The organism is Volucribacter psittacicida (assembly GCF_004339025.1).
In the GTDB taxonomy this organism is placed as follows: Bacteria; Pseudomonadota; Gammaproteobacteria; order Enterobacterales; family Pasteurellaceae; genus Volucribacter; species Volucribacter psittacicida.
Genome location: NZ_SMFT01000006.1, coordinates 19,344 through 40,352, shown reverse-complemented (window position 1 = coordinate 40,352; position 21,009 = coordinate 19,344). Strand labels below are relative to the sequence as shown.

At 39.5% G+C, this 21,009-nt stretch carries 16 protein-coding genes; all 16 read right to left on the bottom strand.

Annotated elements, in window-relative coordinates; genetic code table 11:
- Positions 1–38: 38 nt before the first annotated feature.
- Positions 39–992, bottom strand: a complete 954-nt coding sequence (locus EV694_RS09875) for an AEC family transporter (RefSeq protein WP_132692045.1) — start codon at positions 990–992, stop codon at positions 39–41.
- Positions 993–1,089: 97 nt separating this feature from the next.
- Positions 1,090–2,706 (bottom strand): NAD-dependent malic enzyme, encoded by a 1,617-nt coding sequence (locus EV694_RS09870; RefSeq protein WP_132692043.1) that lies wholly within the window; start codon positions 2,704–2,706, stop codon positions 1,090–1,092.
- Between the two features lie 339 nt (positions 2,707–3,045).
- Positions 3,046–3,774 (bottom strand): 3-oxoacyl-ACP reductase FabG, encoded by a 729-nt coding sequence (gene fabG, locus EV694_RS09865; RefSeq protein ID WP_132692041.1) that lies wholly within the window; start codon positions 3,772–3,774, stop codon positions 3,046–3,048.
- A gap of 19 nt (positions 3,775–3,793) precedes the next feature.
- Positions 3,794–4,732, bottom strand: coding sequence for an ACP S-malonyltransferase (gene fabD, locus EV694_RS09860; RefSeq protein ID WP_132692039.1), 939 nt, complete (start codon positions 4,730–4,732; stop codon positions 3,794–3,796).
- Positions 4,733–4,759: 27 nt separating this feature from the next.
- Positions 4,760–5,710, bottom strand: coding sequence for a beta-ketoacyl-ACP synthase III (locus EV694_RS09855; RefSeq protein WP_132692037.1), 951 nt, complete (start codon positions 5,708–5,710; stop codon positions 4,760–4,762).
- Between the two features lie 12 nt (positions 5,711–5,722).
- Positions 5,723–6,748 carry a phosphate acyltransferase PlsX gene (gene plsX, locus EV694_RS09850; protein ID WP_132692035.1) on the bottom strand — a complete coding sequence of 342 codons (1,026 nt, stop codon included), beginning with the start codon at positions 6,746–6,748 and terminating at the stop codon, positions 5,723–5,725.
- A gap of 26 nt (positions 6,749–6,774) precedes the next feature.
- A complete protein-coding gene (gene rpmF, locus EV694_RS09845; protein ID WP_032108325.1) occupies positions 6,775–6,945 on the bottom strand; it encodes a 50S ribosomal protein L32 in 171 nt (56 codons plus the stop codon).
- A gap of 17 nt (positions 6,946–6,962) precedes the next feature.
- Positions 6,963–7,487, bottom strand: a complete 525-nt coding sequence (gene yceD / locus EV694_RS09840; protein WP_132692033.1) for a 23S rRNA accumulation protein YceD — start codon at positions 7,485–7,487, stop codon at positions 6,963–6,965.
- Between the two features lie 76 nt (positions 7,488–7,563).
- Entirely contained in the window at positions 7,564–8,445 is an 882-nt protein-coding gene (nhaR, locus tag EV694_RS09835; RefSeq protein WP_132692031.1) for a transcriptional activator NhaR, read from the bottom strand.
- Between the two features lie 4 nt (positions 8,446–8,449).
- Complete coding sequence (gene nhaA, locus EV694_RS09830; RefSeq protein WP_132692029.1) at positions 8,450–9,622, bottom strand: Na+/H+ antiporter NhaA; 1,173 nt, start codon at positions 9,620–9,622, stop codon at positions 8,450–8,452.
- A 197-nt stretch (positions 9,623–9,819) separates the two neighbouring features.
- A complete protein-coding gene (gene rpoC / locus EV694_RS09825; RefSeq protein WP_132692027.1) occupies positions 9,820–14,070 on the bottom strand; it encodes a DNA-directed RNA polymerase subunit beta' in 4,251 nt (1,416 codons plus the stop codon).
- Between the two features lie 104 nt (positions 14,071–14,174).
- Entirely contained in the window at positions 14,175–18,203 is a 4,029-nt protein-coding gene (rpoB, locus tag EV694_RS09820; RefSeq protein WP_132692025.1) for a DNA-directed RNA polymerase subunit beta, read from the bottom strand.
- 323 nt (positions 18,204–18,526) lie between these two features.
- Positions 18,527–18,898: a 50S ribosomal protein L7/L12 gene (gene rplL / locus EV694_RS09815; protein WP_132692023.1), complete on the bottom strand. Its 372-nt coding sequence runs from the start codon at positions 18,896–18,898 to the stop codon at positions 18,527–18,529.
- Between the two features lie 49 nt (positions 18,899–18,947).
- Positions 18,948–19,439, bottom strand: a complete 492-nt coding sequence (gene rplJ / locus EV694_RS09810) for a 50S ribosomal protein L10 (RefSeq protein WP_132692021.1) — start codon at positions 19,437–19,439, stop codon at positions 18,948–18,950.
- Between the two features lie 268 nt (positions 19,440–19,707).
- Positions 19,708–20,391 (bottom strand): 50S ribosomal protein L1, encoded by a 684-nt coding sequence (gene rplA / locus EV694_RS09805; RefSeq protein ID WP_132692019.1) that lies wholly within the window; start codon positions 20,389–20,391, stop codon positions 19,708–19,710.
- A gap of 3 nt (positions 20,392–20,394) precedes the next feature.
- Positions 20,395–20,823, bottom strand: coding sequence for a 50S ribosomal protein L11 (gene rplK, locus EV694_RS09800; RefSeq protein WP_132692017.1), 429 nt, complete (start codon positions 20,821–20,823; stop codon positions 20,395–20,397).
- Positions 20,824–21,009 lie beyond the last annotated feature (186 nt).

The window sequence follows — 21,009 nt, the reverse complement described above, 5'->3', positions numbered from 1 at the left end:
AAAAGTGCGGTTTATTTTTTGTCTATTTTTAATAACACCTACAAAAACTGCAATAACCCATCCACAATCGGTACCACAATAATAAATAATACCGTACTTGCGGTAACCACATTGGTGGCAAAAGGCACATCGCCTTTGGCTTCGTTAGCTAAAATAGGTAATACCGCTAACGCAGAAACAGCAGATTGAATGATTAAGGTTTGTTCTTCAAGATAATTTAATGGGAAATGATGTCTGCCTAATAAAATAACGGTAAGCATAATTAGGGGCGATAAGACGAATTTACCCAATAATGCCGCAACGGTATCTTTATCAAAGCGGATACTGGCTAGCCCTGCTCGATACAAGGTAAGACCGATGTATAGCAATGACAATGGCGTAACGGTTGCTCCTACATACTGTAACGAAGAAAAAATAAATTTTGGTACAGGTATGCTCGCAAAGAGGAAAACCAAAGCCACTAAAAACCCCATTAATGGTGCAGGCAATAATTTATGCCAATCAAATTGGTGTTTTTTATTTTGCTTTTCCATACTATCAATACTGATCAAATAGACCCCAAATGTCCAAGTAGAAATGGTATTTAGCACATAATACACCAGAAAATAAGGCATACTCACTTCGCCAAATAACGCAATATTTAGGGGTAAACCAATAAAGATCGTATTCGCATTCACAATGGTATTAATAAAAACACCACGTCGCCCCGCTCGTACCTTTAATACCTTTACCAGTAACCAAGCCAATACATAACCAAGAATAATGGCGATAGCACCATAAACTAAGCCTTCGGATAAGGCAAGGAGCTTATCTAGGCTGAGGTAATTAAGTACGGCGGTAAAAATTGAGGCTGGCAGGGCAATATTCATTATCCACTTGGAGATATTTTCAGCAAAATCAGCGGAAAAATATTGCTTATAACCAAGCAAAAAGCCCAAACTAATCAATAAAAGAATGGATAATACACTTTCTATGGCAGTTAAAAAAACCATTTGATACTCCTTAAAAAAAAACAGAGGAAGAAATTTTTGCTCTCCGTAGTGATCAACTAAATCTTCTGTCCTCTGTCTTCAGTTCTCTGTCTTCTGATCAATAAACAGGTTGCCACATTTGTTCGTGTACAGTTTGAATCCAATCATCGGATTGTTTTGTAGCCACGCCGTCCGCTACCGCTTGTTTGGCGACCGCCACTGCCACCGTTGCCGAAGAGGCTCTTAAATTTGCCACAGGCGGTAAAATGGCTGAACCTAAGGTTGAGGCATTAACTTGTGATGCCACAGCCTCTGCCGCCGCTTGTAACATATTGTCTGTTACCTGTTTTGCCCCTGAAACAATCACGCCTAACCCTAAACCTGGGTATAGCAAGGCATTATTCCCTTGTCCGATTTCATAACTCACACCATTATATTGCACAGGCTCCACAGGAATACCCGTCGCAATTAAGGCTTTTCCTTTTGTCCAAGGCACGAGATCCGCTGGCATTGCTTCAATTTTTTCTGTTGGGTTAGATAATGGCAGAATAATTGGGCGTTCACAGCCTTCGGCTAAAGCCTCAATAACTTGTTGGGTAAAGGCACCGTGATCAGTTGAAGTACCAATAAGAATGGTTGGTTTCACACGTTTTACTGTGTCTAATAGGCTATCGCCTGAATGTCCCTCAGCTTGAGGACGTGCATAGGCTTGTTGATAATCAGGCAAGTTCTGCATTTGTTCACTGACTAAACCATTCACATCAATTAACCAAATTTGTGATTTGGCTTGCTCAGAAGAGAGTCCTTCACGCACCATGGCGGCGTGGATCTGATCCGCCATACCTGTCCCAGCCGTCCCTGCACCATAGACTAAAAGACGTTGCTCAGCAAAACCTTGCCCTTTCGCTTTTAAACCTGCAATAACCGCCGACATCACAATCGCCCCCGTTCCCTGCATATCGTCATTGAATATACGATATTGATCACGATATTGCATTAAAATACGGCGTGCATTGCCTGCCCCAAAATCTTCAAAATGCAATAAGGCATTTGGGAACAATTCTGCGGCGGTTTTTAAATAAGCGGCAATAAAGTCATCATAACGTTGCCCACGTACACGAGAATGGCGATTACCAAGATAATCAGGATCATTTAATAATTGTTCATTGTTTGTCCCTACATCAAGGTTTACCGCAATCACACGCTCAGGGTGAATACCTGCGGCAGCCGTATAAACCGCCAATTTACCCACAGAAATATCGGTGCCATTGACACCCCAATCGCCAATGCCTAAAATCGCTTCAGCATCAGAACAAACAATCAGATCAACCTCATCTTTGCCTAATCCAAGGCTTTCAAAAGCGGTTTTAATGTCTTCTGGGTGATCAATGGAAAGATACACTGCTCGGCTACGGCGATAATCACGACTCCATTTTTTAATGGCTTCGCCAATGGTTGGATCGTAAACCACAGGTAACATTTCCGCTAAATGATCTACCAATAAACGGTAATAAAGCACTTCATTACGATTATGGAGTTGGTCAAGGAAAATGTATTTATCAAGGTTTTTAGAGTAGGAAGAAAATTGGCGGTAAGCACGTTGGGCTTGTTGGTCTAAGGTTTCTACGGCAGAAGGCAAACGCCCAATTAAACCGTATTTTTTACGCTCCTCATAACTAAAAGCGGTGCCTTTGTTAGTGAGCGGATTGGTCATGATTTCTGGTTTATGACTCATAATTTACCCCTTATTAAAATTGAGTTAAAAGATTAAGATAGAACGACTGTTTAAAATTCAAACTCCCGCGGGGGGGGTATTTTAATATAGAAAAATAAAAAATAGCAAGATGATTTACTTAACTTCAATCAAAACATGATTGTTGATATTGATTCTGTCCTCTGAACGGTGAAAAATAATTTAAAAAACCAACCGCACTTTAACAATCTCAGCGTACCACCTTGTAAATTGAAACGACCGATAATAAGACAAGGCAGGCGGGCTATAAGACGAAAAAAATCCCCTTAATTATAATAATTAAAGGGACAAAATTTTTATAAATCACACCGCACTTTGCGATTAACTCATATATAATCCGCCATTAACGTGCAATGTTGTACCTGTAATATAGCCTGCATCATCAGAAGCAAGAAATGCAACGGCTTTAGCAATATCCTGTGCTTCGCCTAAACGTCCTGCTGGGACATTCGCAAGAATACTGTCTTTTTGTTCGTCATTTAGAACTTCTGTCATATCCGTTGCAATAAATCCGGGTGCGACCACATTGACCGTAATCCCTCTTGAAGCGACTTCTTTCGCTAAGGCTTTACTAAAACCAATTAATCCTGCTTTAGCGGCACAATAATTGCTTTGTCCCGGATTGCCCATTGAGCCGACCACCGAGCCAATATTAATAATTCTGCCATAGCGTTTTTTCATCATACTACGCAACATAGCTTTAGATAAATGATAAACCGAGGTTAAATTGGTTTGCATAATATCAAACCATTCTTCATCTTTCATACGCATTAATAAATTATCACGCGTAATACCTGCATTATTCACTAAAATATCAATTTCGCCATATTGTTGTTTAATTTGTGCTAATAGCTGATTAATACTTTCAATGTCCGTTACATTAAGCACCATACCGCAACCTTGCTCGCCTAAATAGGCTGAAATGGTTTCCGCCCCTTGTGGCGAGGTAGCTGTGCCAATAACCGTTGCCCCTTTAGCCGCTAACTCTTGAGCAATGGCTTTACCAATGCCACGTGTTGCCCCTGTTACCAATGCTATTTTACCTTGCATTATGTTTCCTCTAATCCGATTAAGCTAATAATTGTTCAATGGCAGCAAATGATGCACTATCATTGACAGCCGTTGCCTGCAAATTATCACAAATTCTTTTGGTTAAGCCCATCAATACTTTACCCGGTCCGACCTCAACGAGGTATTCAATACCTTGTGCATTCATTTTTTCAACAGTTTCTGTCCAACGCACAGGGTTATATAATTGACGAACCAGTGCTTGACGAATAGACTCACTTTCACATTCTGCTTTAACATCCACATTATTTATCACAGGAATAGCTGGCGTTTTAAAAGCGACACTGTCTAAAGACACCGCTAGCTGATCTGCTGCTGGCTTCATTAAAGCACAATGGGAAGGCACACTAACCGCTAAAGGCAATGCACGCTTAGCCCCTGCTTCTTTACAAGCTGCCGCTGCACGTTCTACCGCCGCTTTATTCCCTGCGATGACCACTTGTCCCGGTGAGTTAAAATTCACTGCTGATACAACTTCACCTTCCGCACTTTGTTCACAAGCCTTAATAATACTGTCATTATCTAAACCAATAATGGCATACATCGCCCCTGTTCCTTCTGGCACAGCTTGTTGCATTAATTTTCCGCGTAATTCCACTAATTGAATGGCATCTTGGAAATTGAGTACCCCAGCACACACTAAAGCAGAATACTCCCCTAAACTATGCCCTGCCATTAACGCAGGTTTTAACTGTGGATATTGTTGTTGCCATACACGATAAATAGCCACTGAAGCCGCTAAAAGTGCGGGTTGAGTTCGCCAAGTTTTATTTAATTCTTCCGCAGGGCCTTGTTGGGTTAATTGCCATAAATCATAACCCAAAACCTCTGATGCCTCTTTAAAGGTTTGTTCTACCAAAGGAAATTGTTCTGCCAACTCCGCTAACATCGCCACCGATTGTGAACCTTGTCCCGGAAAAACCATTGCAAATTTTTTCATGTTATATCCTAATTTATGCTTAAATCATTAAAAACGCACTAAGGCTGATCCCCAAGTCCAGCCTCCACCAAAACCTTCTAATAATAATAATTGCCCACGCTGAATACGCCCATCACGCACTGCAATATCTAATGCGGTTGGGATACTCGCCGCACTCGTATTACCAAATTGATCTAAAGTTACCACTACTTGCGACATTGGCATATCCAGTTTTTTTGCCGTTGCGGTAATAATCCGTAAATTGGCTTGATGAGGAACTAGCCAATCAATGGCTTTTTTATCTAATTGGTTTTCCGTTAATGTTTCTTCCACCACATTAGATAGCTCTCGCACCGCTAATTTAAAGGTTTCATTGCCTTGCATAAGGATATACCCTGACCGATTATGCTCTGGTTCTGCTTGTGGTAACATTAACATTTCACTTTTTTCTGCAGAAGAATGTAAATGAGTAGAAATGATCCCTTGTTGCTCACTTGCCGTCAAAATCACCGCGCCAGCACCATCACCAAATAACACCAATGTACTACGATCCTGTGGATCTAAATGGCGAGAATTTAAGTCAGATCCTATCACTAAGGCATTACGTACTTTACCTGTACGAATAAATTGATCCGCCACACTTAAGGCATAAACAAAGCCTGTACAAGCCGCCGCCAAATCAAATGCAATAGCATCTTGAATATTTAATAAACCTTGAATCTGACAAGCGGCACTTGGGTAAGCATGAGAATTGGTTGTAGTTGCCACGACAATTAAATCAATGTCATTTGCCTGTAACTGTGCCATTGTAAGGCATTGTTTAGCCGCCTCCGCCCCCATTGTCGCCACAGTTTCCTGCTCAGCAGCGATACGGCGCTGTTTAATACCACTACGCTGAGTAATCCACTCATCAGAGGTATCAACCATTTTTTCCAAATCAGCATTTGTTCTGATTTGTGCTGGTAAATAACGACCAGTAGATAATATTTTGCTATACATAATCTCTACTTATTAGTTTCTTTCTAAACCCATCAATATTTTATTTGGGATAGCTTGGCGAGCTTGTAATGCCGCATCTTTAATCGCATAAGCAAAACTATTTACCGTAGATGAACCATGTGCCTTTACCACCACAGCATTTAAACCAACAAGCGATGCTCCGTTATATTGTTCTGGATTAAAATGTGCTAATTGTTGATAACTGCGATTAAAGAGACGTTTTGCTAACCAAGCAACCATTTTATTCAAAGGAGGATAACTCAATAAAGTCCGTTCTTTCAAGAGAGACATTAAGTTCATCATTGCCCCCTCTAAAGTTTTTAAGGCAATATTCCCATTAAAGCCATCAGACACAATGACATCCGCAACACCATTTAACAATAAATTCCCCTCAATAAAGCCAATATATTGTAGGTTTGCATTTTGTTCAATTAAATGTGTCGCTTCACGAATAGACTTATATCCCTTAATTTCTTCAATGCCTATATTTAATAAGGCAACGCGAGGATAAAGGATATTCAAAGTATTTTCTGCAAAAATTGATCCCATTAAGGCAAACTGGTAAAGATTTTCAGCACGACATTCAATATTCGCCCCTAAATCTAACATAACAGAACATCCCTTATTTACCGTTGGAATAAGCGATAATAAAGCAGGACGATCTATACCGGGTAAACAAGGTAATAAAACTTTTGCTAACCCCATTAAAGCCGCCGTATTGCCTGCACTCACACAAGCCTTAGCGTCCCCTTGCTGTACCGCTTCAATAGCCAATCGCATAGATGTACCTTTGCTATGCCGCAAAGCATAGGATAAACCTTGTTGATTATTAATTTCACGAGAACAATGGCAAATACGCAAGCGTTGTTGAATTGATGTTGGGATATTTTGCAATAATGGGGTAATTTGCTGGCTATCGCCGAATAATAAGAACTCTAACGTTGGATCTTGTTCCAACGCTAATATTGATGCAGGGATAGTAATACGGGGACCAAAGTCCCCGCCCATCACATCTAACGCAAGGGTTAGACGGCTCAAATGATCACCTATGAGGAAATCAACAATTATTTATTGATAACCTTACGACCACGATAGTAACCATCAGCGGTAACGTGGTGACGTAAATGGGTTTCACCACTTGCTTTATCTACAGATAATGCAGCAGTGGTTAAGGCATCGTGTGAACGACGCATATCACGACGTGAACGAGATTTTTTATTCTGTTGAACAGCCATTGGCTATACTCCTAAATTTACTTCTGCTTCAAACTAGCTAATACAGCGAACGGATTTGGTTTGTTTGCCAACTCCTCTGGCAACTGACCAAAAACCTGCTCCGCCACGGACACTTCACAGTGTTCAGGTTCATGCATTGGTACTAACGGCAACGTAAGAATTAACTCGTCTTCAATAGTACCAATTAAATCTATTTCGCCAAACTCATTAAACTCTATTGGCTCATAAATTTCAGGCAATACATCAATTTGATCCAAATTAGCAACGGGGCTATAACAAAACGCTGCGGTTAAAGTTTTAACCATAGGTTGTTGACAACGTTGACAAATTAATTCTACATCAACGTTCGCTTTTCCTTCCATTACCACCAATTTTTGTGGATCAATAAAAAATGATAAAGTCACCTGCACATTACTGAGCACTTGACTTACTGATTCAGTTAAACGTACGAGTTGATCCTGTGCGTAATAACCCACATAATCTAATCTTCGTTGAGCGTCTTTAACCGGATCAACGGTTAAGGGTAATTTTACCTTCTGCATAGGGCGAGAATATTACCCTTAGCGGACAAAATAGTCAAAGGAAATTATAAAAATTTCATGATTTTAATATGATATTCTATTCTAAATAAAATAAATCCGTAAAATCTTCCGTACAAATTGCCTTTACCGCAGGATGTTGAATAACTCGCTCAACAAAAATCGCATAATATGATTCGCTTATTTCTTTAGTCTGACCAACTTCAATTAAATGTTCACGCTCATTACTACAAATCGAAGGTAAAACTAAGATAGCATTTTGTGATAAAGCAAAGGCTTTCATTAAAGCTGCATCATCAAATTCCCCTAAGACCTGAATATGTAGCCCTTTTAGGTTTATCCAAGATTGTAACTTACGTCCTAATGCGGTTTTTGCACTCGGTAGTAACATAGGATTATCTTCTAAGCAATACGGAAAGGGTTTTGAGAGATCAGGCGATAATGCAAAGAAACTTAGAGGAGATTCACCTAATTTAATAGAATAAATTCCTTCTTGTTGTGCTGAATCTACTGGACAATCAGAAAGAAACATATCAATTTGATGATGAGCAAGCTGTTCTAATAATAATTCATGCGTAGATTCAAAGCACCTTAATTTTATTCGATTATTTTGTTGTTGTGTTTTTTGTAAAATTTGACTAACTAATGGCTTTGATAAAGCATCCGCAACACCGACATTAAAGGATAAATATTGTTCTTGATGAGAATCAATAATTTCAAGCATTTCTTGGCTTAGAGAAAACATTTTTTCACAATAACGAAAAACAATTTTGCCTAATTCCGTAGGTTCAATACCTCGCCCCTGTCGTTTAAATAATTTTCCATTAAAACGGTTTTCTAACGCTCTAATTTGGCTAGTAATTGCTTGAGAAGTTAAAGACAGACTTTGAGCGGCTTGGCTAACCGAGCCGCTTTTACAAACTACCCAAAAATAATAAAGCTGATTAAAATTGAGTAACATAAAATTATTTACTCACTTCATTTGTACTCATTCTCAACAAAACGTAACCTATCACAGCAGATAATGAAGAGCCTAACAAAATCCCTAAACGTGATAACGTATTAATCATATCACCTGCTTCTTCACCAAAAGCCAATCCCGCTAAAAACATTGACATCGTAAAACCAATACCGCAAAGCACAGCGACCGCAAAAATTTGAGTAAAGTTGACACCTTGAGGTAGTTTTGCAATCCCTAGTTTTACGGATAAAAAACTAAATCCAAATACCCCTAGAGGCTTACCTAATAACAACCCTAATGCAATCCCCAATGGCAGAGGTGAAGTAAGCATAGCTAAGTTAATATTCCCTAAATAAACCCCCGCATTTGCAAAAGCGAATAAAGGTAACACAAAAAATGAACACCAAGGTGCTAAAATATGTTCAAAATCATGTAATGGTTTTTCCCCATTTTTTCCTTTTAACGGAATACAAAAGCCTAAAATCACGCCTGCTAAGGTTGCATGCACGCCCGATTTTAACACTGCCGCCCAAAGTACTAACCCCACAACCATATAAGCACAGAGTGAAGATACTTTATAACGATTCATAATGACCAACACAGCAATAGCACAAGCAGCAATCACTAAAGATAATGTATCTAACCCAGAGGAAAAGAATAAAGCAATAATCACGATTGCACCTAAATCATCAATAATTGCTAAAGCTAATAAAAAGACTTTTAAGGCTAAGGGAACACGTTTACCCAATAACGCCACAATACCAACGGCAAAAGCAATATCTGTTGCCATAGGAATTGCCCATCCTCCTTGTAAACTTGGCTCAACACTGGTAATTGAATAATAAACAATTCCGGGTATTACCATTCCCCCAATTGCCGCAATGGCAGGAAAAATTGCTTGTTGATAGCTTGATAACGATCCTTTAAGCAGTTCTTTCTTCACTTCCATTCCAACTAAGAGAAAAAAGACCGCCATAAATCCATCATTGATCCAATGAATCAAGGTTTTATCAATAGAAAATGCACCAAATTGCACACTCACAGGAATATTAAGGAAAGCAAAATAAACAGAATTAAATCCTGTATTAGCAAAAATAATTGCTAATAATGCAAAGGCAAGTAGCAATATCCCACCTGCGGATTCTGATTGAAAAAATTTTTTCGTACTTTCTAACATATAAGTTCCTCTCAAATAAGAAAATTACTCCATATAAATTTAGATTTCATATAAGGCATCTATTAGAACAAGATTATATGAATGATTACCACAATTCAACAAATAAAATTTGTTTATCTTTGAACTAGATCACAAAATTGATATAAAAAAAGACCTAGCTAATGCTAGATCTTTTTAAATTGAAGTAAACAGATAACCTATTCTTCTGTTTCTTCCGCAGCCATATTTAACATTTCAGTCAAGTTATTTGCTGCAATTTCCGCGGCATTTTCATTTAAGAAGTCTTCTACTTCTTCATCAGAAATTGCGACTTTTGTATTACCAACCATACGATCTTTTGCTCGACCTTGGTGGTAAGCAAAGCCAGTACCTGCTGGAATTAAACGACCAACAATAACGTTTTCTTTCAAGCCACGTAATTCATCACGTTTGCCCGCCACTGCAGCTTCCGTTAACACACGCGTTGTTTCTTGGAAGGATGCCGCAGAAATGAAGGATTCTGTTGCAAGTGAGGCTTTGGTAATACCCAGTAATTCACGCTCAAATTCAACCAATGGCTTACCTTCTGCTGCACGTTTGCGATTCACAATCTTAACGCGAGCCACTTCAACTTGTTCTCCTTCTAAGAACTCACTGTCGTAGGCGTTAGTAATAATGGCTTTACGCAACATTTGGCGTACGATAACTTCAATATGTTTATCGTTAATTTTTACCCCTTGTAAGCGGTAAACTTCTTGGACTTCATTAACGATATATTCTGTTACCGCATGCACACCGCGTAAACGTAAAATATCATGTGGTGTTTCTGCACCATCAGAAATTAAATCACCACGTTGTACCATTTCACCTTCAAAGACGTTAAGTTGACGCCATTTTGGTATCATTTCTTCGTAAACATCACCTTCCGTTGGGGTGATCAATAAGCGACGTTTACCTTTAGTTTCCTTGCCGAAAGAAACAACCCCTGAAATTTCAGCCAAGATGGCCGCTTCTTTTGGTTTACGAGCTTCAAAGAGATCCGCAACGCGTGGAAGACCACCAGTAATATCTTTCGTACCAACTGATTCTTGTGGAATACGCGCTAAGGCATCACCGATTCTTACCTCTGCCCCATCTTCTAAAGTCACAATGGCTTTACCCGGTAAGAAATATTGCGCAGCAACATCGGTTCCCGGAATTAAAATATCGTTACCTTTGGCATCAACTAATTTTAAGGCTGGACGAAGATCTTTACCTGAACTTGCACGTTCCCCAACATCTTGTACCACAATAGAAGATAAGCCTGTCAGTTCATCAGTTTGACGTGTTACTGTTAAGCCATCAACAATGTCAACATATTTCACAAAACCAGTTGCTTCTGATACCACTGGCATAGTATGTGGATCCCAGTTAGCAACAGTTTCGCCAGCATTAACCTCTTGTCCATCGCCTTTGCTTAATACAGCACCATAAGGAACTTTATAATGTTCTTTGGTGCGTCCAAAGGCATCAACAATAGTAAGTTCTGTATTACGTGAAGTTAAGACCAATTTATCTTCTTTATTGGTAACAAATTTCACATTAGCTAATTTCAATGTACCTGTATTTTTAACCTGTACACTTGATTCTTTCGCTGCCGCAGATGCTGCACCACCGATATGGAAGGTACGCATGGTCAACTGAGTTCCTGGCTCACCGATAGATTGTGCGGCGATAACCCCAACGGCTTCACCTTGGTTAATGAGATGACCGCGAGCAAGATCACGTCCATAACATTTCGCACAAACCCCAAAGTCCGTATCACAGGTTACCACTGAACGTACTTTAATGCTATCTACCGAATTTGCGTCAATCAGATCACAAAGTTTTTCATCAAGCAGGGTATTACGTGGAATTAATACTTCCTCTGTACCCGGTTTTAAAATATCTTCCGCTGCAACACGACCCAATACACGATCACGCAAGGCTTCTTTAACATCGCCCCCTTCAATTAATGGGGTCATAGTAATGCCTTCGTGAGTACCACAATCCTCTTCAATAATAACGAGATCTTGTGCCACATCAACGAGACGACGAGTTAAGTAACCTGAGTTCGCTGTTTTTAATGCCGTATCTGCCAAACCTTTACGGGCACCATGAGTAGAAATAAAGTACTGTAATACGTTTAACCCTTCACGGAAGTTTGCCGTAATTGGCGTTTCAATAATTGAGCCATCTGGACGAGCCATCAAACCACGCATACCCGCTAACTGACGAATCTGAGCCGCTGAACCACGCGCCCCTGAATCCGCCATCATAAAGATACTATTAAATGAAGCTTGTTTTTCTGGTAAACCATCACGGTTAATCACTTCTTCCGTAGAAAGATTTTCCATCATCGCTTTAGCTACACGTTCATTAGCGGCAGCCCAAATATCGATCACCTTATTATAGCGTTCGCCTGCGGTAACCAAACCAGATTGGAATTGCTCTTGAATTTCAGCAACTTCTTCTTCAGCTGCGGAAATGATTTCATATTTTTTCTCTGGGATCACCATATCATCAATACCTACTGATGAACCAGAACGTGCAGCATAAGCAAAACCAGTGTACATAATTTGGTCTGCAAAAATAACACTTGGCTTCATACCCAAACGACGATAGCTTTCATTAATTAATTTTGAAATCGCTTTTTTACCTAAGGTTTGGTTAAATAAGCTAAATGGCATACCTTTAGGCGCAATCATCCATAAAATCGCACGTCCAATGGTGGTATCAACCAAATTGGTTTCACGAGTAAATTCGCCCGCCTCATTTTTATTGTATTCCGTAATACGTACTTTTACTCTAGCGTGCAATTCTGCTTGTCCCGTACGATAAGCCTTTTCAGCTTCGCGCGGATCTTGCAATAACATTCCTTCACCTTTGGCATTGACTTTTTCACGGGTCATATAATAAAGCCCTAAGACCACGTCTTGCGAAGGTACGATAATCGGCTCACCATTGGCTGGTGATAAAATGTTATTGGTTGACATCATCAACGCACGAGCTTCTAATTGAGCTTCTAAGGTTAATGGCACATGTACCGCCATTTGGTCACCATCGAAGTCCGCGTTAAATGCCGCACAAACTAATGGATGTAACTGAATCGCTTTACCTTCAATTAAGATTGGCTCAAATGCCTGAATACCTAAACGGTGCAAGGTTGGTGCACGGTTTAATAAAATTGGATGCTCACGGATAACTTCCGCTAAAATATCCCAAACCACCGCATCTTCACGCTCAACCATTTTCTTCGCCGCTTTAATGGTCGAAGCAAAGCCACGACTTTCTAATTTGGCATAAATAAATGGACGGAATAATTCCAATGCCATTTTTTTCGGTAAGCCACATTGGTGTAAATGCAAATATGGTCCAACGGTAATTACCGAACGTCCCGAATAGTCAACACGTTTACCCAAGAGATTTTGACGAAAACGACCTTGTTTACCCTTGATCATATCTGCCAAAGATTTTAATGGGCGTTTATTTGAGCCAGTAATCGCACGACCACGACGACCATTATCCAATAAGGCATCAACAGACTCTTGTAACATACGTTTTTCATTACGCACAATAATATCTGGCGCAATTAAATCCAATAAACGTTTTAAACGGTTGTTACGGTTAATCACACGGCGATAAAGATCATTTAAATCCGAAGTGGCAAAACGTCCACCGTCTAATGGCACTAACGGACGTAAATCTGGTGGTAATACAGGTAATACGGTTAATACCATCCATTCTGGTTTATTGCCTGATTGAATGAAAGCCTCTAATAATTTCAAGCGTTTAGTGATTTTCTTACGCTTGGTTTCAGAATTCGTTTCTTGTAATTCTTCACGCAAGGTTTCACATTCATGTTCAAGATCCATATTGCGTAATAAGGCTTGGATAGCTTCAGCACCCATTTTGGCATCAAATTCATCCGCCCAACGATCTTCCGCATCCATAAATTGCTCTTCGGTTAATAACTGACCTTTTTCTAAATCAGTCATACCCGGCTCAATCACAATATAGCTTTCAAAATAAAGTACTCGTTCAATATCGCGTAATGGCATATCCAATAATAAACCAATACGGGACGGTAAAGATTTTAAGAACCAAATATGAGCTACTGGGCAAGCAAGCTCAATATGTCCCATACGATCACGACGTACTTTGGCTTGTGTTACCTCAACACCGCATTTTTCACAAATCACACCACGGTGTTTTAAACGTTTATATTTACCACATAAACATTCATAATCTTTTACTGGCCCAAAAATACGAGCACAGAACAACCCATCACGTTCTGGTTTAAAGGTACGGTAATTAATAGTTTCAGGCTTTTTCACTTCACCAAATGACCACGAACGAATCGTATCTGGTGAGGCTAAACCGATTTTTATCGCATCAAAATCCTCTGTTGATTTTGCTTGCGCTTTTAAAAACTTCACTAAGTCTTTCACTGATTTGCTCCCGTCGGAGTTAAACTAATTCAAGTGCGGTCGAAATTTAAAAAATTTTTTAAAAACTCACCGCACTTGGGCGTATTCATTGGCTTAAAGCACCATTATTCTTCATCTAAATCGATGTTGATCCCTAATGAACGGATTTCTTTCAACAATACATTGAAAGATTCTGGCATACCCGGATCCATTTCGTGCGTGCCGCCCACAATGTTTTTATACATTTTGGTACGTCCATTCACGTCATCAGATTTTACTGTCAACATTTCTTGTAAGGTATAAGCCGCACCATAAGCCTCTAATGCCCATACCTCCATCTCACCGAAACGCTGACCACCGAATTGTGCTTTACCACCCAATGGTTGCTGAGTAACAAGACTATAAGACCCTGTTGAACGAGCGTGCATTTTGTCATCAACTAAGTGGTTTAACTTGAGCATATACATATAACCAACGGTTACTGGACGCTCAAATTTTTCCCCTGTACGACCATCATAAAGGGTAATTTGACCAGAAGTCGGTAAGCCACCTAATTCAAGTAACTCTTTGATCTCTTTTTCATGGGCACCATCAAATACAGGTGTCGCCAATGGCATACCTTTACGCAAGTTTTGGGCTAAACGCATCACTTCTTCATCACTAAAGGTACTAAGATCCACTTTTTGTGAGCCTTCCCCGAGATCATAAGCCTTCTGGATATAACCACGTAATTTCTCAACATCTTGTTTTTGTTTGATCATTTCATTGATCTTATCGCCAATCCCTTTCGCCGCTAAGCCAAGGTGGGTTTCCAAGATCTGACCGATGTTCATACGTGATGGTACACCAAGTGGGTTTAAGACAATATCAACAGGTTGACCATTTTCATCATAAGGCATATCTTCCACTGGGTTAATTTTTGAAATAACCCCTTTATTACCATGGCGACCTGCCATTTTATCCCCAGGTTGAATATGACGTTTCACCGCAAGATAAACTTTTACCACTTTTAACACGCCCGGTGCTAAATCATCGCCTTGAATAATTTTATTACGTTTGACTTCAAGTTTATGCTCGAAATCTTTACGTAATTCTTCATATTGTTCGGCTAATTGCTCTAACTGATTTTGTTTCTCTTCATCAGCTAAACTTTGCTCTAACCACTTCGTGCGTTCAAGTTTATCTAATTGCGCAGCATCAACACCGCTATTCACTAACAAGTTACGGACACGAGTAAATAAACCTGCTTCTAAAATTTCTAATTCAGCCACAAGATCTTTTTTCGCTTGTTTAAGCTGCATTTCTTCAATTTCTAATGCACGTTTATCTTTTTCCACGCCATCACGGGTAAACACTTGTACATCAATAACCGTACCTGATACGCTATTTGGTACACGCAATGATGAATCTTTCACATCAGAGGCTTTTTCACCAAAGATTGCACGCAATAATTTTTCCTCTGGGGTTAATTGGGTTTCCCCTTTTGGTGTAACTTTACCCACCAGAATATCGCCGCCTTTTACTTCAGCACCAATATAAACAATCCCTGATTCATCAAGTTTACTTAACGCAGCTTCCCCTACATTTGGAATATCGGCGGTAATTTCTTCTGCCCCTAATTTAGTATCACGAGCAATACAAGATAATTCCTGAATATGAATAGTGGTAAAACGATCTTCTTGCACAACGCGTTCAGACACTAACATTGAGTCTTCAAAGTTATAACCATTCCAAGGCATAAATGCCACACGCATATTTTGTCCAAGAGCTAGTTCACCTAAATCCGTAGATGGACCATCAGCCATAATCTCGCCACGCTCGATCGGCTCGCCTAAAGACACGCAAGGAATTTGGTTAATACAAGTATTTTGGTTAGAACGGGTGTATTTAATTAAATTATAAATATCAATGCCCGACTCGCCTGCAACGGTTTCATCTTCATTCACTTTGACGACAATACGTGAAGAATCCACATATTGAATAATACCGCCACGTTTCGCTACAACCGCAACCCCTGAATCCAATGCAACAGGTTTTTCCATACCTGTACCCACTAACGGCTTATCCGCGCGTAATGTTGGTACTGCTTGACGTTGCATGTTTGCTCCCATTAACGCACGGTTCGCATCATCGTGCTCTAAGAATGGGATTAATGCGGCCGCCACAGAAACCACTTGTTGGGTTGATACGTCCATATAATGGATTTCTTCTGGACGATATAAACCTGACTCACCATGCTCACCACGCGCGGTAACATAAGCATCTGTAAAGCGGAAATTCTCATCCAAATTGGCATTCGCCTGTGCAATAACATAATGCCCTTCTTCAATAGCAGATAAATATTCTATTTCTTCTGTTACCTGTCCATTGACAACCTTACGATATGGGGTTTCAAGGAAGCCATAATTATTGGTTCGAGCATAAACAGATAGCGAGTTAATCAAACCGATATTTGGTCCTTCTGGTGTTTCAATTGGACACACACGACCATAATGGGTAGCATGTACATCTCGCACCTCAAAGCCTGCACGTTCACGAGTTAAACCACCTGGACCTAAAGCAGAAATACGACGTTTGTGTGTAACCTCTGACAATGGGTTATTTTGATCCATAAATTGTGAAAGCTGTGATGAACCAAAAAATTCTTTTACTGCCGCTGAAATCGGTTTCGCATTAATTAAATCTTGTGGAGTTACCGAATCTAAATCGCCAAGAGATAAACGTTCTTTAACCGCGCGTTCAACACGCACTAAACCAATACGGAATTGGTTTTCTGCCATTTCTCCCACAGAACGAATACGACGGTTACCTAAATGGTCAATATCATCAACTTCGCCACGTCCATTACGAATATCAATGAGCTTTCTCATCACATTGATAATATCTTCATTGCTTAATACGCCACTGCCGGAGGCTTCTTCTAAGCCGATAGAACGATTAAACTTCATACGTCCTACCGCAGATAAATCATAACGATCTAACGAGAAGAATAAATTATCAAATAATGCCTCTGCGGCTTCTTTTGTTGGTGGCTCGCCCGGACGCATCATACGATAGATTTCAACTAAAGCACTTAGACGATCGTAAGAAGGATCGATGCGTAAAGTCTCAGAAATATATGGCCCATGATCTAAATCATTGGTAAATAAGGCTTCAATTGTGGTATAACCTGCTTGTGCTAACTTGGCCAAAATTTCTAAGGAAATTTCCATATTCGCCGCACAAATTACTTCGCCTGTTTCTAAATCCACATAATCTTTTGCCGCAACTTTACCAATAATATATTCGGTTGGTACTTCTACTTGGCTAATATTGTCTTTTTGTAAAGCACGAATATGGCGTGCAGTAATACGGCGACCACGCTCAACATAAACGGTGCCATTTGCCTCAATATCAAAAGTTGCTGTTTCGCCTCTTAATCTTTCAGGCACTAATGTCATCAATAACTTCTGATCTTTAATTTCAAAAACCACTTTATCAAAGAAAAGATCAAGAATTTCTTCAGTGGTATAGTTTAACGCTCGTAAAATAATGGTCGCAGGTAATTTACGGCGACGGTCAATACGTGCAAATAAATTATCTTTTGGATCAAACTCAAAATCCAACCAAGAGCCACGATAAGGGATAATTCTTGCGTTATATAATACTTTACCTGAAGAATGGGTTTTTCCCTTATCACTATCAAAAAATACGCCTGGGCTGCGGTGTAATTGTGAAACAATAACACGCTCTGTCCCATTAATGACAAAAGTACCGTTTTCAGTCATTAATGGAATTTCACCCATATAAACATCTTGTTCTTTAATATCTTTAATTGCCCCAGCACTAGATTCTTTATCATAACTCACTAGGCGTAGCTTAACACGTAATGGGGCGGCATAGGTTGTACCACGAATTTGACATTCACGCACATCAAATACTGGCTCACCTAATGTATAACTTACATATTGTAACTCCGTACTTCCATTATTGCTGACAATAGGAAATACAGAACGAAAAGCGGCTTCTAAGCCTTGTTGACCTTCGGGATCTCTTTGAATAAATTTATCAAAAGAGTCTAATTGAATTGTTAATAAATAAGGTACGTTTAAAACTTGCGGACGTTTGCCGAAGTCTTTACGAATTCGTTTTTTTTCGGTGTAGGAGTAAACCATAGGGTTCCTCTGCTTGCTGTTCAGTGACCCAACCGCAATAGCTAGAGATTTAACTATGACATCGCGGCAATGATTAACCGTTTAAAATGACCGCACTCTGAACCTTACTTCTGTAGTGGGGTGAAATTCAATCTTATTATAATCGCCCTTAAAATAATACCGCGTTCACGCCTTGCCTTATTTTAAATTGAAACGACTCAATATTAAGATTTGAATAAAACAAAAATAAATAACGGTTGATTTATTCTTGCCTAGGATAGTACAAAATGGCTGAAGGATAACCAACAGCCATTAAGCCTAAGAAACGTGGCTTGATCAGTAGATTATTTAATTTCTACTTGTGCACCAGCTTCTTCTAATTCTTTCTTAAGTGCTTCAGCTTCTGCTTTAGCGATACCTTCTTTTAAGGTTGCTGGTGCAGATTCAACTAAGTCTTTCGCTTCTTTTAAGCCTAAACCAGTTGCACCACGTACAGCTTTAATTACTGCAACTTTATTCGCACCTGCTGCTGCTAAGATAACATCAAATTCAGTTTTCTCTTCTGCAGCTGCTGCATCACCACCTGCTGCTACAGCTACTGCTGCTGCCGCTGCTGATACACCAAATTTTTCTTCCATCGCAGAAATTAATTCAACGATTTCAGTAACTGATTTAGAAGCAATCGCTTCAATAATTTGTTCGTTAGTTAATGACATAACAATTGTTTCCTAAAATAAAAATGATTGATAAAAACGTTGCTTAAAATTAAGCAGCCGCTTCCAATTTGTCGCGTAATGCCGCCAAAGTGCGAACAAGTTTCCCTGCTGCCGCTTCTTTCATTGTACCCATTAAACGTGCGATTGCTTCTTCGTATGTTGGTAAAGTTGCTAAGAATTCTACATCTTGAATTTTACCTTCAAAGGCTGCACCTTTAATTTCAAACTTATCATTTGTTTTTGCAAAGTCTTTGAACAAACGTGCTGCTGCACCTGGATGTTCATTTGAAAATGCGATAAGTGTTGGACCTACAAACGTATCTTTTAAGCACTCATAATCTGTGCCTTCTACCGCACGACGTAATAAAGTATTACGTACTACACGCATAGTTACACCAGCTTCACGAGCGGCTTTACGTAATTCAGTCATTTTATCTACTGTAACACCACGAGAGTCCGCAATTACAGCTGATAGGGCACCTTTGGCAGCTTCGTTTACTTCAGCAACAATCGTTTGTTTGTCTTGAAGATTTAATGCCATTGGTTTTAGCTCCTGAATACACTCCGATAACTCGGAATAAAACAACCTAACAAAAATATTGTTAGGACAAATTTGGTGTACAGAAGCAGAAAATTTCGTACTCTGTTCACCATCTACGCAAGATAATTAAGAATGATAAGGTTCATTCCCTTGCGGTCTTGGACGGGGCTTGAAGTAAAGGTCAAGCACCAACCAGTGGTTCATAAAATGAACCAAAATTAAGGGCATAAATTATACTTAGCTTTTATGCCCTTGTAAAGTCTATGGATTATAAACTTGTTTGATCTACGGCAACACCCGCGCCTTGGGTAGTAGAAATACTTACTTTCTTAATATAAACACCTTTTGCGGAAGCTGGTTTTGCTTTCACTAAAGCTGCTAATAAAGCCTGTAAGTTTTCTTTTAATTGATCTGCAGAGAAGTCAACTTTACCGATAGTAGTATGGATAATACCATTTTTATCGTTACGATAACGAACCTGACCAGATTTTGCATTTTTTACTGCTTCTGCTACGTTAGGGGTTACTGTACCGACTTTCGGGTTTGGCATTAAACCACGAGGACCTAAAATTTGACCTAACTGTCCTACCACACGCATTGCATCTGGAGAAGCGATAACAACGTCAAAATTCATTTCGCCTTTTTTCACTTGCTCAGCAAGATCTTCCATACCCACTAAATCAGCACCAGCTTCTTTTGCAGCTTCAACATTTGAAGTAAATACCGCAACACGCACTGAACGACCTGTACCATGTGGAAGAACTGTTGCACCACGCACATTTTGATCTGATTTACGTGCGTCAATACCTAAATTTACTGCAACATCAACACTTTCATTAAATTTTGCTGTAGCAAATTGTTTTAATACTGCGATTGCTTCATTGATTTCGTAGTTTTTGGTTGAATCAACGCCTGCTTTAATTGCTTTCATGCGTTTAGTTAGTTTAGCCATTGATTAGTCCTCCACCACTAAACCCATTGAACGTGCAGTACCTTCAATAGATTTCATTTTTGTTTCAATCGTTGCACCCGTCATATCCGCTGCTTTAGTTTCAGCAATTTCGCGAATTTGAGCTTGAGTAACTTTACCTACTTTATCTTTATTTGGTTTACCAGAACCTGATTTGATACCTGCCGCTTTTTTCAATAGTACTGCCGCTGGTGGAGTTTTGGTAATAAAGGTAAATGAACGATCTGCATATACAGTGATAACCACAGGAATTGGTAAGCCTTTTTCTAAGCTCTCTGTACGCGCATTAAACGCTTTACAGAATTCCATGATATTAACACCTTGTTGACCTAATGCAGGACCAACTGGTGGTGAAGGGTTTGCCATACCTGCTGCAACTTGCAACTTAATGTAGGCTTGTACTTTTTTTGCCATTTTAATTTCCTTTTGTTGGGTAATAACGCCTTTCGGCTCCCCATGTTAAGATAGATTAACTATCTGACTAGTATTAACAGTGAGAAAATCTCACTTATCTCAAGAAAAGAGGCGGTATTCTATCAAATACAGCCACAATAGCAAGCCCAATTCATCATATCGATTCACTGGGCTTAACAAATTCTG